The organism is Pedobacter cryoconitis, from assembly GCF_014207135.1.
Taxonomy (GTDB): Bacteria; Bacteroidota; Bacteroidia; order Sphingobacteriales; family Sphingobacteriaceae; genus Pedobacter; species Pedobacter cryoconitis_D.
In genome coordinates this window covers 361,240-375,215 of record NZ_JACHCC010000006.1, presented here as the reverse complement: position 1 = coordinate 375,215, position 13,976 = coordinate 361,240, and the positions used below count along the sequence as shown (strand labels likewise).

The following is a 13,976-nucleotide window of genomic DNA, read 5'->3' as shown; positions in this document are numbered from 1 at the left end:
GCTGTATCAAAACCCGATACGGCTTCTTTTTTTTAAAAGGTATCCAAACGTTCTTATGGAGAAAATGCCTTTTATTTTTAAATATATTTTAATTAGGTTTGGATTTGAATTAACCTCATCCTAAAAAACAAAACAAACAACAATCAAACTAAACATGCTATTTAAAAAATCTATTCCACAACTATTAGCTGAGGCAAATGAAAGTGGCGAGGGTACCTTAAAACGGACTCTAACCAGTTTCAACCTGGTAGCCCTGGGCGTTGGCGCCATCATTGGTGCGGGATTATTCTCCCTTACCGGTATAGCAGCGGCTGACAACGCTGGTCCGGCAGTTATACTTTCCTTCATTATCGCTGCAGTTGGTTGTGGTTTCGCAGGACTTTGCTATGCTGAGTTTGCCTCTATGATTCCTGTTGCCGGAAGTGCCTACACTTATTCTTATGCCACTATGGGAGAGTTTATGGCCTGGATCATCGGCTGGGATTTAGTCCTGGAATACGCCCTGAGTGCGGCTACTGTAGCCTCCAGCTGGTCTCAGTATTTCTCGCAGTTCCTTCTCGAATTTGGTATTACCTTCCCTTCAAACCTCTTACACGGCCCATGGGAAGGCGGAATTATCAATATCCCGGCAATTGTTATTGTATGCCTGCTATCGCTGCTTTTAATGAAAGGCACGAAAGATTCATCGGCTGTAAATAACATCCTGGTTATTGTTAAAGTATCGGTTGTACTGATATTTATTGTTTTAGGATGGAGTTTCATCAACCATGCCAATCATCATCCGTTCATCCCGCCTAATGCTGGTGAAGAGGCTGTAAAAGCAGGTACCAAAGGTTTCTTCGACTTTTTCTCCAGTGAAGATTTCGGACACTTCGGTATCAGCGGTGTACTACGTGGTGCAGGTGTTGTTTTCTTTGCATTCATCGGTTTTGACGCCGTAAGTACAGCAGCTCAGGAAGCTAAAAATCCACAAAAAGGTATGCCTATCGGTATTATCGGTTCATTAGTGGTATGTACCTTATTATATGTATTGTTTGCCTACGTGATGACAGGTCTGGAAAATTACACCAAATTTGCTGGTGATGCCAAACCGGTAGCTACGGCTTTCGCCCAGACAGGTTATACCTTCCTGAACCGCTTTTTAATGATTGCTATTCTTGCAGGTTACACCTCAGTAATCCTGGTGATGCTGTTAGGACAAAGCCGTGTATTCTATAGCATGAGTAAAGATGGTTTATTACCAAAAATATTCTCTGACCTTCACCCTAAAAACCAGACACCATGGAAAACTAACCTGATGTTTATGGTTTTTGTGAGTTTCTTCACCGGACTGGTACCGGTTTCAGATTTAGGTCACATGGTAAGTATCGGTACTTTATTTGCCTTCTCACTGGTTTGTATCGGTGTCTTGATTTTAAGAAAAACAGATCCGGATCTGGAAAGACCATTCCGTACCCCATGGGTACCTTTAATTCCAATATTAGGAGTTATCGTTTGCGTGCTGATGATGGCTTCACTGCCGATTGTGAGCTGGGAACGTCTGGCGATCTGGATGGCTTTAGGTGTAATTATTTACTACACTTACAGTAAAAAACATAGTAAGATCAGAAATGAATATAATGCCGGACTAAAGTCTTAAGCAGCCTTCAAAATGATTTAAATAAAAAAGCCACTACTTAGTGGCTTTTTTATTTAAATCATTTTACATTTACACAAAACGATCTGTTATGGAATTCAATCTAAGTCAAATACTCTCTACCTCAATGGTCTTATTTGCTATCATTGATATATTAGGTGCCATACCAGTAGTTATTCAGTTACGCAGAAAAGCAGGCCATATCGAATCAGAGAAAGCTACGCTGGTTGCCACTGTTTTAATGATTATCTTTCTCTTTGCAGGCGAAGCCCTGTTAAAAGTCATCGGACTGGACGTAGAGTCATTTGCCATTGCCGGCTCACTGGTTATTTTCTGTATTGCTATGGAAATGGTACTCGGACTTACTCTTTTTCATGAAGATGCACCCGAAACAGTTTCGATTGTCCCTTTAGCCTTTCCACTGATCGCAGGTGCCGGAACCATGACTACTTTACTTTCCCTGAAAACAGAATATGCTACTCAGAACATTATTATCGGTATTCTGATTAATATGACCTTTGTCTATTTCGTTCTCAAAAATACAGAAAGACTGGAAAAGCTTTTTGGCAAATCAGGTCTGAATGTCTTGAGAAAGGCTTTTGGAGTGATCCTGCTGGCTATTGCTATTAAACTCTTCAGAAACAATACCGGTCTGTAATCAGGTTTTAATCAGTCTGGCAATAAACATCGTATCTGCTTTATCATTATACCCCGTTATACTCTGCATACTTTCCAGTTTAAGTGGTAAGTTATCCGTCAGATAAGTGATCACATCTTCATTCTCCTGTTTAAATACTGAACAGGTAATATAGATAAGCGGTTTATCAGTCTTAAGATACTTCACCACATGGGCAGCAATATTTTGCTGCAATTTGGAAAAGTATTCAATTTTATGAGTCTCAAAATAGTACAACATTTCAGGCGTACGTCCCCAGGTTCCGGATCCGGTACAGGGTGCATCGAGGATAATTCCGTCAAACGCATAATCATGTAAATCCTGATCGTTGTTTTGCTGGAGATCCAATACCTTCTTCTGATATTTTTTAATACCAGCAGCCTGAAAACGCTCATCGAGGTTATGGAGGCTGTTCTCTCTGACATCACTAACCAGCAATTGTATTTTAGGCTCGATATCATGCAGCAGCAGGGACTTTCCGCCCGAAGCAGCACAACAGTCCCACCAGTAATCATAAGGCTTTGGAGCGAAGGATTCACCTGTTCTCTGAGAAGACAAATCCTGCACCTGATAGTACTGATTATCCGGAAGCACTTTTTCTAATTTTGTTCCGTTAGGCAGCGCCAGAGTTTGAACACTGATTTCGCGGACAGCTATTTCAGCTTTAACCAGTTGCTCAAATATCTGCTGATGATCAGCTGATCTGATCCGGAGAAACAAGTCCGGCTGTATAAAAAATGACGTCAGGAACTCTACAGTATCAATTCCTTCAGATAACTCAGTCGCAAAAGAAAATACATCCTCCAGTTTAAATGCAGGAAAAGCATCTTCCACTAATTTTAACTTTGCCTGTACCGGCAACAACAGCTGATCTTTAAACTGAGGCAAATAATGGCTAACGACTAAACTTTCAGTCTGGTTACACAAAAAATCAGCTACAGCAAGACGTATCAGCTGCTTCTCTTTTTTTAAGGCCATACCCAGACGGAAATAGCTGTACAGATACCTGGTTGCCCAGCGCCTGTCTGACGAGCCCATCTGTTTGTGCTGCTTAAAATAAGTAAACAGGAATCTGTGCAATGGCAAAAGGCCATCGTATTGCTTGAAGGCCTCCTCGAAGGAACGTATCTGATATTCTAACTTCATCTGTTTTATCTATTGTTTTTCTTGCGTGTCCCCTACTCTATAGGATTTAACTCGTAATTTTTATACTCGAGCAGGTAAAGACTCGTATTGATGTAACCTAGTTTTTCGTCCTTAACGAAACGGAAAGAGTTTTCCAGTCCGTCATAACGCTCAGTAGTCAGATGTTTCAGGTAACCAGCTCCATATTGCGCAAAAAGTTTTCCAAAGAAAAAGCCTATATCAAATCCTTTAAAGGAGTATTCGGTAGGTTCAAATTTGTTTTGATGACGATACTGTTTCACAAAACGGATGACGTCTCTGTTCTTATAATCTACCCAGTAAGAAGAAGTAATACGGGTATGCAGCTGCTGGAGTTTTTCTGTATTGTAATTTTGTTTATTCCAGTTTGGATGCCCAAAAAGATCAATCTGATTGCCGGATTTTTGCATTTTAGCGAGCTTGTCCAGACTCGCTACTACAAAAGTCCTGTCCGAAGAAGAAATCAATACCACGTACTGTTTCCCTGGAACCATCTTTGTTTCCATTGTAAATACTGAAGCAAACTCCTGGAAAGTATAGGAGGTACCTTTACCCTGCTGAAAATACTCACGCAATGGGCTGCCTAATATCTCATCTCCTGGTTTTTTGGGATTAATCAGTACAACAACAGTTTTACCCGGATTATATTCTCTCCTGATGTAATCGCCTATTTTACCTGCATGAAGATCAATATTATTCACGACAGAAATCAGGTTAGGATTATTAAATTCATCGGGATGACTGGCCGCAAGCGGTGAAACAACGGGGATATTATTCGCTATGGAGTAATTAGTGATGAACTTGACCCCATCAGGAAAAATCGGACCTACAATTAAATTGCTGCCTGTCAGCTGACCTGATTTAAGCAGTGAAGTAATCTGAACATTATTATCGCGTGTATCCAGCACTTTTACCCGGAAGTTCATCCCGGCAGAAGCGGCAGAGTCAACGCCCATCTTGAAGCCCTGGTAAAAATCAATGGCCATAGCCGATTTTTCCAGTTCAGCCTTGCTTCCCGATTTGATCCTGGCATTATTAAGATTGAAAGGGATCAGCAGAGAGATATTGGCCTCAGTAAATTTCTTTTCCGGTACGGCTTCTTTCTTCTCTTCTTTTTTCCCGGTGTCTTTTTTAGGCAATTTATTTGTTCTTGTCTTAGGCGAACAAGCCGCCAGACAAAAACAAATAAATATCAGATACCAGAATCTATTCCCACTCAATCGTTGCAGGTGGTTTTGAACTAATATCATATACAACCCTGTTTATACCTTTTACTTTATTGATGATTTCATTTGAAATTTTCGCAAGAACCGGATAAGGTAAATGACACCAGTCAGCAGTCATACCGTCAACAGATTCTACAGCACGGAGACAGATTACATTTTCGTATGTACGCTCATCACCCATTACCCCTACTGACTGAACAGGAAGGAATATTGCACCAGCCTGCCAAACCTGATCGTATAAACCAGCTTCTTTAAGGTTATTAATATAGATTGCATCAGCTTCCTGAAGGATAGCCACTTTCTCGGCCGTTACATCTCCTAATATACGGATAGCCAGACCTGGTCCCGGGAAAGGGTGACGGCCTAAAATGAAATCAGCCAGTCCTAAAGACTTACCTACTCTTCTGACTTCGTCTTTAAATAAAGTATTCAGCGGTTCCACCACTTTAAGTTTCATGAAATCAGGTAAACCACCAACGTTATGGTGAGACTTGATTGTCGCTGAAGGACCTTTTACAGAAACAGACTCAATCACATCAGGATAAATAGTTCCCTGTGCCAGCCATTTCACATCCTGTACTTCGTGTGCTGCATCATCAAATACTTCAATGAATACGCGGCCTATAGCTTTACGTTTCAGTTCAGGATCTTTAATTCCCGCAAGCTGACTTAAAAAGCGGTCTTTTGCATCAATACCTTTGATGTTTAAACCTAAATGTTTGTATTGTTCCAGAACAGCTGCATATTCGTCTTTACGAAGTAATCCGTTATCTACAAAAATACAGTGAAGGTTAGTACCAATTGCTTTATGTAATAAAATTGCTGCAACGCTTGAATCAACACCGCCCGAAAGACCAAGGACAACCTTATCGTTCCCCAATTTTTCTTTCAGCTCAGCAATCGTAGTTTCTACGAAAGCATCTGGTGTCCAGTTCTGACTGCAACCGCAGATATCTACCAGGAAGTTTTCTAATAATTGTTTTCCGTCAGTACTATGGGTAACTTCCGGATGGAACTGAATCGCGTAAGTATCCGAGTCTTTAATATGAAAACCGGCAACTCTTACACTATCAGTACTTGCTATAATCTCAAATGATTCCGGAACGACAGTGATGGTATCACCATGTGACATCCATACCTGAGAATCAACGCCTATGTTTTTTAATAATTTATTTGCTGACTGAACAAAATTAAGATTTGCTCTTCCATATTCACGGGTTGAGGAAGCCTGAACTTCGCCACCTGAATGCTGTGCAAGATATTGTGCACCATAGCAAACAGCCAGTACCGGAAATTTCTGATGAAAACGTGTTAAATCAATTTGAGGTGCATCTTCCTGACGCACAGAATACGGGCTACCTGAAAAGATAATACCTTTAACATCTGATAAGGTTTCCGGAATATTATTAAATGGATGTATTTCGCAATAAACATTGAGCTCACGCACTCTGCGGGCTATCAACTGTGTGAATTGAGATCCAAAATCGATAATGATGATTTTTTCTAGCATGGCCAAAGTTAGTATTTATTCACCTCAACACCGAATCTTTTTAAGAAATCCACCCCCTCATCACTGGGCAGTCCCTTATAGGCTGCGTAAGAGTCTTTAAAAACAACTACTTTGATGCCTGAAGAGAGAATTAACCTTGCACAGGCAATACAAGGCGAAAGGGTCGTATATAAAGTTGCCCCTTCAATTTTAGATCCGTTTCTGGAGGCATAGAGAATAGCATTCTCTTCTGCATGAAGTGCCAGTGAGCAACTGCCCCTGGAATCTTTGGCACACCCATGTTCGGGCCATTCTTCATCACAATTATGTGTTCCGGACGGCGGCCCGTTATATCCAATAGAAATAATACGGGTATCCTTTGTTAAAACGGCTCCCACCTGCGCCCTTACACAATGAGATCTGGCAGCAAGATCTACTGCCAGATTCATATAAATATCATTAAAACCGCGTTTAACTGTCATAGAACTAGTGTCCTCCTTCTGCTTCAATATGTTCTACATCGATTCCCTGTCTTTTCAGTACAGTACTCACTTTCCAGGCAAAGAAAATCAGATAGGCAAAACCCATCAGCGGCACAATGTAAGAATGGTGGATACCATGTGTATCTGCCAACTGTCCTTGTACCGGTGGCAGGATCGCTCCGCCTAAAATCATCATAATCAGGAATGAAGAACCCTGACTGGTATATTTTCCCAATCCTGTAATAGAAAGTGCAAAGATAGATGGCCACATAATTGAACAGCACAAACCACCACTGATAAAAGCTAATGTAGCAACTTCACCAGTAGTCAGTAAACCGACCAGCATACAGGTTACACCTAAAGTGGCAAAAATAGCTAGTGTTTTAGCTGGTTTCTCCTGACCAAGGAAGAACCCTACAATCAGTATAGCGATACAAACACCGTATATATATAAGTTACCTACATCTGTACCAGTAAAGTGGTTCACTAAAAGAATCACGCCAAAAGCAACGAAAGGAACAATTACTGTCAATATGTGTTTAGTCATTTTCGATAAGCTGAAAGCACTTACTGCACCAGTCCATCGGCCAACCATCATACTTCCCCAGTATAAAGCGATATAGGGTTTAATAGCCGATTCAGGAAAACCACCGAATTCTTTCAGGTGAAGTAAAGCACCCAGATTACTCTGGATTGTTACCTCTACACCTACATAAGTAAATATGGCAATCATACCCATAATCAACTGAGGATACTGCATCGCTCCCCATTGATTTAAATTGTCTTTCTTTTTAAGGAGTACAAAAATCAATGCCCCTACAATAATGGCCAGTGAAGAATAGACAAAATTTGCTTCAGCTACTCCGGTCATACCAGAAAGTGGCTTAGCAGCCAGTACCATTAAGAACCCAAGGATAATCACAACCAGTGGTCCGTTTGATTTCGGACTGGCTTCCATTGTTTCTTTACTGGTCACTTCTGGTAATTTAGTGATTGCATAGAATCCGGCTACCAATAAGAACAAACCTGAAAGCGCATAATATAAAGTGGTAATTGAGGAAATTTCTACGGTTTTAGCTACGGCATCATTGGCCGAACCAAAAAGCACAAGACTTACAATTACCGGTCCCATTAAACCGCCAAAGTTGTTTACACCACCGGCAAGGTTTAACCTGTGCGTACCGCTTTCGGGCGCACCCAAAGCTACTACGAATGGCTGGGCAGCGGTCTGTTGCAGCGAGAACCCGATCGCAATCACAAAAAACGCGACCAGAATAAACATAAATGAACCTGAATGAACTGCAGGAACCATTAAGAGTGCCCCTCCTGCCGAGATAATCAGCCCGAGGATAATTCCTTTTTTATAACCTATCTTATTTAAAATATCGACTTTACTGGCCTGTGATGCAAAATATAAAATCAATGAACCAATAAAATATCCGCCGTAGAACGTGAAATCAATCAGTTGTGATTCAAATTGTGTGAGGTGAAAATGTGCTTTACAGAAAGGTATAAAAATACCATTCGATGCGGCCACAAAGCCCCAGAAAAAGAACACGGTGATGATGGAATACAACGCCGTTCCATAGTTTTTTTGTTTTTGGTTTTCCATTGAAATTACAAGTTTTTTTTTGGTTATAGTGATCTGCAGGACATAGGCCTGTACAAACAAGCCATAAACATAATTAAAATATTGTGTATAACGTACACAATAAATGAAGCAAAAAAAATAGGCGTAGTTATCCATTAAAATCTGATATTAGCACGAAATATATTGTTTGAATGATTGAAGCAATTTTACAAGGGATTGGTGCGGGTGTTTTATTTTCGTTTTTGACGGGTCCCGTTTTCTTTTCCATGATTAAGACCAGTATTGAAAAAGGTTTCAAAGCTGGTTTTTCTTTGGCTATAGGGGTAATTTTAAGTGACATCATCTTTATCAGCCTTACAATCTTTAGTACTCAGTTTGTAGATTACAATGCGGATTACAACCAGTATATAGGTATTATCGGCGGACTTTTCCTTTTGGGAATAGGATTATATTATCTGATCAACAAGGTAAAAGTCAATTATGATACCTCAGAAATTATCAAGGTCCGTAAACGCGGGTATATACTGAAGGGCTTTTTAATGTGCCTGCTTTCTCCGACAACACTGATGTTCTGGATTATGGTTGGCGGAATTGTTTCTGCCCAGCTGCATTATGAAATGGCCGAAAAAATTGTATTTTTTGTAGTCGCTATGGCGACACAACTTTCGGTCGATTTTATCAAAACCTATTACGCAGCTAAATTAAGATACCGCATCAAAGAGAAAAACATTAAAATCCTGAACCGGATTGCCGGCGCGGTGATTATCATTTTTGCCATCAGGCTGTTTATCGAGGTGATGATTAAATATTACAGCTAATGTCTTTTTGATATTTTCTCCAGCTTAAGGCTTATCCAGATCTGCTATTTTTTCCTTATACTTTTCTATACTAGAATTTGACTGGGCTCTTTTTAAATTTTCAATTGCCCCTTTTTTATTCCCTTGTTTAATCAAAATATCAGCCATTAAAGCAAATGGTGCATCATCATTCGGATGCGAGATAATAATTTGGTCTGCTATGTATTTTGCTTTCACAAGATTGCCTTTGTCCAGATAAAAGTTGGCAAATTGATCATAGAGAAAATCTGGCAGGGCGATGTCAGTTCCGTAAGATTGTTTAATCTTTAACTGTTGTTTATTCAACGCATCGATAGGGTCTGTCTTTTGAGTGGAAAGAACATCCATGGCTAAGCTGTCAGAAAAATGCCAATCCTGATAGATAAAGCAAAGACCTGCTGGAATGCTTACCAATGGAGTTGTCATATGATTAAAGCCTTTAAATTCATCAAAATGCCATTTTAAAAACGCTGGATTGGAACTAGTTAATATACTATCTGCTGTTAATGCCCCCAGGCGAAACATACTATCCTGCATTCCATCATCCCCCACAGAAAAATAATATTTTTGAGGAATACCGATGCTAACTTTACTTTTTACATATTTTTCCATTTGCGTGAGTACTTTCCTTTTATAAAAATTATACTCCTGATTATTGGCCGGATAATTCAATGCTCCACTAATACTAATAACAGATTTAAAAATCTCGGGGTATTTCATCATCGCATCGGACACGAACTGTCCTCCTAAAGAATGGCCTATAAATGTAAAATAATCAGCTATATTATAATTGCTCCGTAGATATACGACAAGGTCATCTTTAATAAATTGCAAAAATTTCATGCTGGTTATCTCGCTCCTTTCCACACCTAACTCCTTACCTCTGTCCTTTTGACAAACCCCAACTAATATAGCTTCCGGAATATCCTTAGTACTCATCAACCGATCAACAACAGCTGAGGTATAGTCAAACAATGTGGGATCGTGTGCATCAAAAATTACAATCACCGGGTAACGCATTTTTGAATGACCATACGATTTAGGTAATTGAATAAAGATCTTATGATCTACCTGTTCTGCTTGTGAGGGGAGAGAAACGATCTTCTTTTCATTTAAGCTTTGCTGCTGCGCTGATAAACGGCAAGATAAAATGACTATTAATAGTATGGTCAGTGAATATATTTTCATGATACCATTAGTAACACCTGCATTAATCTTCATAATCTGATTTGTTTAATTTGCTGTGTTAGACGCCTCCTGTTTGATAAAGGTTGCGACAATAATCAAACTGAGTATATCTAATAGTCTGTCATCAGCCAATACAAAAAATTTCAGCCAAAAAAAAGAGGTTGGTCATCTTTTTACAGATGACCAACCTCTTTTTTGTAACGGATTAAACGCTTATTAGTAAGCTCTCTGGTTGTTACCTTCTCTCCAGTTCACAAATGCCTTATTGACAACTTTGTTTCCTCCAGGGGTTGGATAGTTACCTGAGAAATACCAGTCTCCTGTATGGTTAGGACAAGCGATATGTAAATTATCCAGTGTCTGGTAAATTACTTCAACTTCTGCCTTTGTATTTTCAGGGGTAATGATTTTTGTAATCTGTGCAGAGATCTCTTCCTGTTTGAAAGGTCTGTAGATATCTTTCACGTGATTGACAATTTCTTCTTTTGGTAATAAAAGTGAAGCTTTACATTTCTGATATACTTCTTCAATGATATGTTCCAGTCCACGTTCTTTCAGCAACTGTATAGCTGCCTCGAAAGCTACGAACTGTCCCAGTTTCGACATATCGATACCGTAACAGTCAGGATAGCGGATCTGTGGCGCAGAAGAAACAATGATAATTTTCTTTGGATGCAGTCTGTCAATAATTTTTATAATACTTTGTTTCAGTGTAGTACCCCTTACGATAGAGTCATCTACTGCAACCAGTGTATCGACATGGTTTTTAATTACCCCATAGGTCGTATCGTAAACATGGGCAACCATTTCTTTACGGTCAGCATCAGCAGTAATAAAAGTACGTAGTTTAACGTCCTTAATAGCCAGTTTCTCTACACGCGGAGCCATTGACAATAATTCATCCAGCTCTGCGTCAGTCAGACTTTCCTTACGCTCAATCAACGTATCCTTCTGAATTTTTTTGATGTGTTTATGTAATCCTTCAACCAGACCATAGAATGAAATCTCGGCGGTATTTGGGATAAAAGAGAAAACCGTATTTTTCAGGTCTGAATTCACTGAACGCAGGATCTGATCAATTAATAATCTTCCCAGTTGTTTTCTTTCTTTATAGATATCAGCGTCACTGCCACGGGAAAAGTAAATACGTTCAAATGAACATGCTCTTTTTTCCTGAGGCTCTCTGAAGATTTCCTGGGTAACAGTTCCGTCTTTTTTAACGATTAAAGCATGTCCGGGTTCAATTTCTTTCACACTGTGGATGCCTACGTTAAAAGCGGTCTGGATTGCAGGGCGTTCTGAAGCCGCCACAACGATCTCATCATCCTGGTAGTAATAAGCAGGACGGATACCTGAAGGGTCACGCAGAACGAATGCATCACCGTTTCCTACGATTCCTGATATGGCGTAACCACCATCCCAGGTTTTAGCAGAACGGCGAAGGATATTCGCGATATTTAAATTCTGAGATATTTTAGCTGTAATTTCTACATTGGATAGCCCTTCCTTTTTGTAGGTATCAAAAAGCTCCTGATTTTCATCGTCCAGGAAGTGGCCGATTTTTTCTAATACAGTAACCGTATCAGCTTGTTCTTTGGGATGTTGTCCCAATTCATATAATTGCTCCAGTAACTCATCCACGTTAGTCATGTTGAAGTTACCAGCAATAACCAGGTTACGTGTCATCCAGTTATTCTGACGAAGAAAAGGGTGACAGTTCTCAATACTGTTCTGGCCATGTGTACCATAACGAAGGTGTCCTAACAATACCTCTCCTATGAAACTCACATTTTGTTTCAGCCATTCTGCATCCTGCATGAGCTCGGGTGTTTCATTCTGAATGTCAGCAAATTTACCCTGAACGTATCCGAAGATATCTGCTACTGCATTCTGAGCCATCGACCGGTAACGGCTGATGTACCGGTGACCTGGTTTTACATCTAATTTGATTGTTGCAATACCTGCCCCATCCTGCCCTCTGTTGTGTTGTTTCTCCATCAGAAGGTAGAGTTTGTTCAGCCCGTAAAGCGCTGTGCCGTACTTTTCCTGATAGTATGAGAGAGGTTTTAAAAGACGGATAAAAGCAATTCCGCACTCGTGTTTTATCTGGTCACTCATTTGTTTGTGGTTTGAGCCGCAAATTTACCTTTAATAAAAATCAGAACCTAGCTAAAAATACAATCTTTCATCAGGGAAATGTATGTTTTTTAGCTGCTGGCAAAGAATATTTAGCTGGCCTGTCCAGGACAAAACCCATATACATGATTTGCTAACCACGTTAAAAACAAGATATTAATCTATTGGCAACAGTAAATTAAGGACTCCTGCTGAAAAGGTCCCGATTTAGAATTCCACCCCTCATTAGTTAGGATTTTCTCCTCCTGGATAATTTTTCTATAACTAATTTTCCCTTATCAAATTAACTATTAAAGAATTATGAAAAAACTAAGCTATTTAGCGATTATCGGAATGGTGACCTGTACCGTTGCCTGTAAGAAAGAAGGCACTCCAGGGAAATTGGCTGGTACTGCTACAAAAACACAGAGTGCCATGGACTCGGTGATGTATTCCACAAATCTGGTTTTTAGTGCCAGCGGTTTGTCTAAAATCGGTACAGATCTATCTGGAAGCAATCAGGGCCAGGTACAAAGACTAATTACCAATGTGGCCTATGGTGCTCTGACTAAAACCACTAATACATCCGCAGTCGGAAGCCAGGGAACAGAACTCAAATGTCTGGCGTTGCAATGGGCCATTTCCCCGGGACGGGATACTGCTGTCAAATACCTGGATAAGGCTAAAGGTAATTTACTGGCCTGGGCAGCAGTAAATACACCATCAAGCAGTACGCCTACCGAAGCCGCTTTTATAGAGGTATTCGAAGCCTACTCTTTAATCAGGGCAAACGTAACCGGGACAGATAAAAGCACAATCGACGCATGGTTGAAAAAGACTGCAAACTATTACATCACCAATGCTTCGGGATATACCAGCAGAAAGAACAACTGGGAGACTATCCGTTTAAATCTTCTATTTGATATCGGTTATATCTTAAATGATGCAACCATATTGAATCATGTTAAAAATGCCTATAATGTACAATTGAATGCAAACCTTTTTGCAGGCGGACAAACAGAAGATTATGTAAACAGGGATGCGTTCGCTTATCATGCCTACGACCTTTATTTCTATGCACGGATTTTACGGGCCGTGACTTTGTATGAAGGAACAACTGCCGGAAATACCCTGCTGAATAAAACCAACAATATTAATGTTGCCCTACCGGATGCAATGAGTTTCTGGACACCCTATATGATTGATCCGACAAATAATGTTCATCTGGAATTCGTCAACACAGGATATGCACCGGATAAAAAACGCTCGGACTATAACAAACCATACAATCCTTCAAGTACTGTATATGTACTGGATCAGCTGGCTTATAGTTTTCCGGAAGCAATAGATGACGAAAATATCATAGTAGGTGCCAGTGCCAGCAGATTCAGATCACTGGAATATTATTTGAACACACTGGAATATAATTTGTAAATTATCCTCTCACCAGGATGTTCAGATAAAACTAAAACAGTTCGGGTACTGTTCGGTAAAAGGCCACCATAAGGCCACCATTACCCCACGATTACCCCACCTTTTGCTATAGAGAAAAGGTGGGGTATGGTTGTGTTTA

General features: G+C 40.0%; 11 protein-coding genes. 4 read left to right on the top strand and 7 right to left on the bottom strand.

Annotated features, from left to right (window positions below; all coding sequences use genetic code 11):
• Positions 1-154 precede the first annotated feature (154 nt).
• Both HDF25_RS13435 and HDF25_RS13430 read left to right on the top strand, forming a co-directional pair.
• The gene (locus HDF25_RS13435; RefSeq protein WP_184625485.1) at positions 155-1,639 is read left to right on the top strand and encodes an amino acid permease; all 1,485 of its coding nucleotides are present in this window, start codon (positions 155-157) and stop codon (positions 1,637-1,639) included.
• Between the two features lie 88 nt (positions 1,640-1,727).
• Entirely contained in the window at positions 1,728-2,294 is a 567-nt protein-coding gene (locus tag HDF25_RS13430; RefSeq protein ID WP_184625483.1) for a MarC family protein, read from the top strand.
• Here HDF25_RS13430 and HDF25_RS13425 read toward each other — a convergent pair whose 3' ends face one another.
• From HDF25_RS13425 to HDF25_RS13405, 5 genes are read right to left on the bottom strand one after another with little or no spacing between them, the layout of a single operon-like run.
• Positions 2,295-3,458, bottom strand: a complete 1,164-nt coding sequence (locus HDF25_RS13425) for an RsmB/NOP family class I SAM-dependent RNA methyltransferase (RefSeq protein ID WP_184625481.1) — start codon at positions 3,456-3,458, stop codon at positions 2,295-2,297.
• Positions 3,459-3,490: 32 nt separating this feature from the next.
• The gene (locus HDF25_RS13420) at positions 3,491-4,726 is read right to left on the bottom strand and encodes an ABC transporter substrate-binding protein (RefSeq protein WP_184625479.1); all 1,236 of its coding nucleotides are present in this window, start codon (positions 4,724-4,726) and stop codon (positions 3,491-3,493) included.
• Positions 4,683-6,212, bottom strand: a complete 1,530-nt coding sequence (gene guaA, locus HDF25_RS13415) for a glutamine-hydrolyzing GMP synthase (RefSeq protein ID WP_184625476.1) — start codon at positions 6,210-6,212, stop codon at positions 4,683-4,685. Before guaA ends, HDF25_RS13420 begins: the two co-directional genes overlap by 44 nt.
• Before the next feature lie 8 nt (positions 6,213-6,220).
• Positions 6,221-6,673, bottom strand: coding sequence for a deoxycytidylate deaminase (locus tag HDF25_RS13410; protein WP_260409372.1), 453 nt, complete (start codon positions 6,671-6,673; stop codon positions 6,221-6,223).
• A gap of 4 nt (positions 6,674-6,677) precedes the next feature.
• On the bottom strand, positions 6,678-8,285 hold the full coding sequence (locus tag HDF25_RS13405; protein ID WP_184625474.1) for an MFS transporter: 1,608 nt from the start codon (positions 8,283-8,285) through the stop codon (positions 6,678-6,680).
• Between the two features lie 170 nt (positions 8,286-8,455).
• Here HDF25_RS13405 and HDF25_RS13400 point away from each other — a divergent pair, with 170 nt between their 5' ends.
• Complete coding sequence (locus HDF25_RS13400; protein ID WP_184625472.1) at positions 8,456-9,082, top strand: LysE family translocator; 627 nt, start codon at positions 8,456-8,458, stop codon at positions 9,080-9,082.
• A gap of 24 nt (positions 9,083-9,106) precedes the next feature.
• On the opposite strand, the gene HDF25_RS13395 is transcribed toward HDF25_RS13400, so the two are convergent.
• Positions 9,107-10,321, bottom strand: coding sequence for an alpha/beta fold hydrolase (locus tag HDF25_RS13395; protein ID WP_184625470.1), 1,215 nt, complete (start codon positions 10,319-10,321; stop codon positions 9,107-9,109).
• Between the two features lie 183 nt (positions 10,322-10,504).
• A complete protein-coding gene (locus HDF25_RS13390) occupies positions 10,505-12,406 on the bottom strand; it encodes a class II glutamine amidotransferase (RefSeq protein WP_184625468.1) in 1,902 nt (633 codons plus the stop codon).
• A gap of 318 nt (positions 12,407-12,724) precedes the next feature.
• Here HDF25_RS13390 and HDF25_RS13385 point away from each other — a divergent pair, with 318 nt between their 5' ends.
• Positions 12,725-13,837, top strand: a complete 1,113-nt coding sequence (locus tag HDF25_RS13385) for an alginate lyase family protein (protein WP_184625466.1) — start codon at positions 12,725-12,727, stop codon at positions 13,835-13,837.
• Positions 13,838-13,976 lie beyond the last annotated feature (139 nt).

Excerpts from the sequence above, each read along its gene's own strand:
- HDF25_RS13385 (WP_184625466.1), top strand. The coding sequence starts at position 12,725 with ATGAAAAAACTAAGCTATTTAGCGATTATCGGAATGGTGACCTGTACC.
- guaA (WP_184625476.1), bottom strand. The coding sequence starts at position 6,212 with ATGCTAGAAAAAATCATCATTATCGATTTTGGATCTCAATTCACACAG.
- HDF25_RS13395 (WP_184625470.1), bottom strand. The coding sequence starts at position 10,321 with ATGAAGATTAATGCAGGTGTTACTAATGGTATCATGAAAATATATTCA.
- HDF25_RS13410 (WP_260409372.1), bottom strand. The coding sequence starts at position 6,673 with ATGACAGTTAAACGCGGTTTTAATGATATTTATATGAATCTGGCAGTA.
- HDF25_RS13430 (WP_184625483.1), top strand. The coding sequence starts at position 1,728 with ATGGAATTCAATCTAAGTCAAATACTCTCTACCTCAATGGTCTTATTT.
- HDF25_RS13400 (WP_184625472.1), top strand. The coding sequence starts at position 8,456 with ATGATTGAAGCAATTTTACAAGGGATTGGTGCGGGTGTTTTATTTTCG.
- HDF25_RS13425 (WP_184625481.1), bottom strand. The coding sequence starts at position 3,458 with ATGAAGTTAGAATATCAGATACGTTCCTTCGAGGAGGCCTTCAAGCAA.
- HDF25_RS13420 (WP_184625479.1), bottom strand. The coding sequence starts at position 4,726 with ATGATATTAGTTCAAAACCACCTGCAACGATTGAGTGGGAATAGATTC.
- HDF25_RS13390 (WP_184625468.1), bottom strand. The coding sequence starts at position 12,406 with ATGAGTGACCAGATAAAACACGAGTGCGGAATTGCTTTTATCCGTCTT.
- HDF25_RS13405 (WP_184625474.1), bottom strand. The coding sequence starts at position 8,285 with ATGGAAAACCAAAAACAAAAAAACTATGGAACGGCGTTGTATTCCATC.
- HDF25_RS13435 (WP_184625485.1), top strand. The coding sequence starts at position 155 with ATGCTATTTAAAAAATCTATTCCACAACTATTAGCTGAGGCAAATGAA.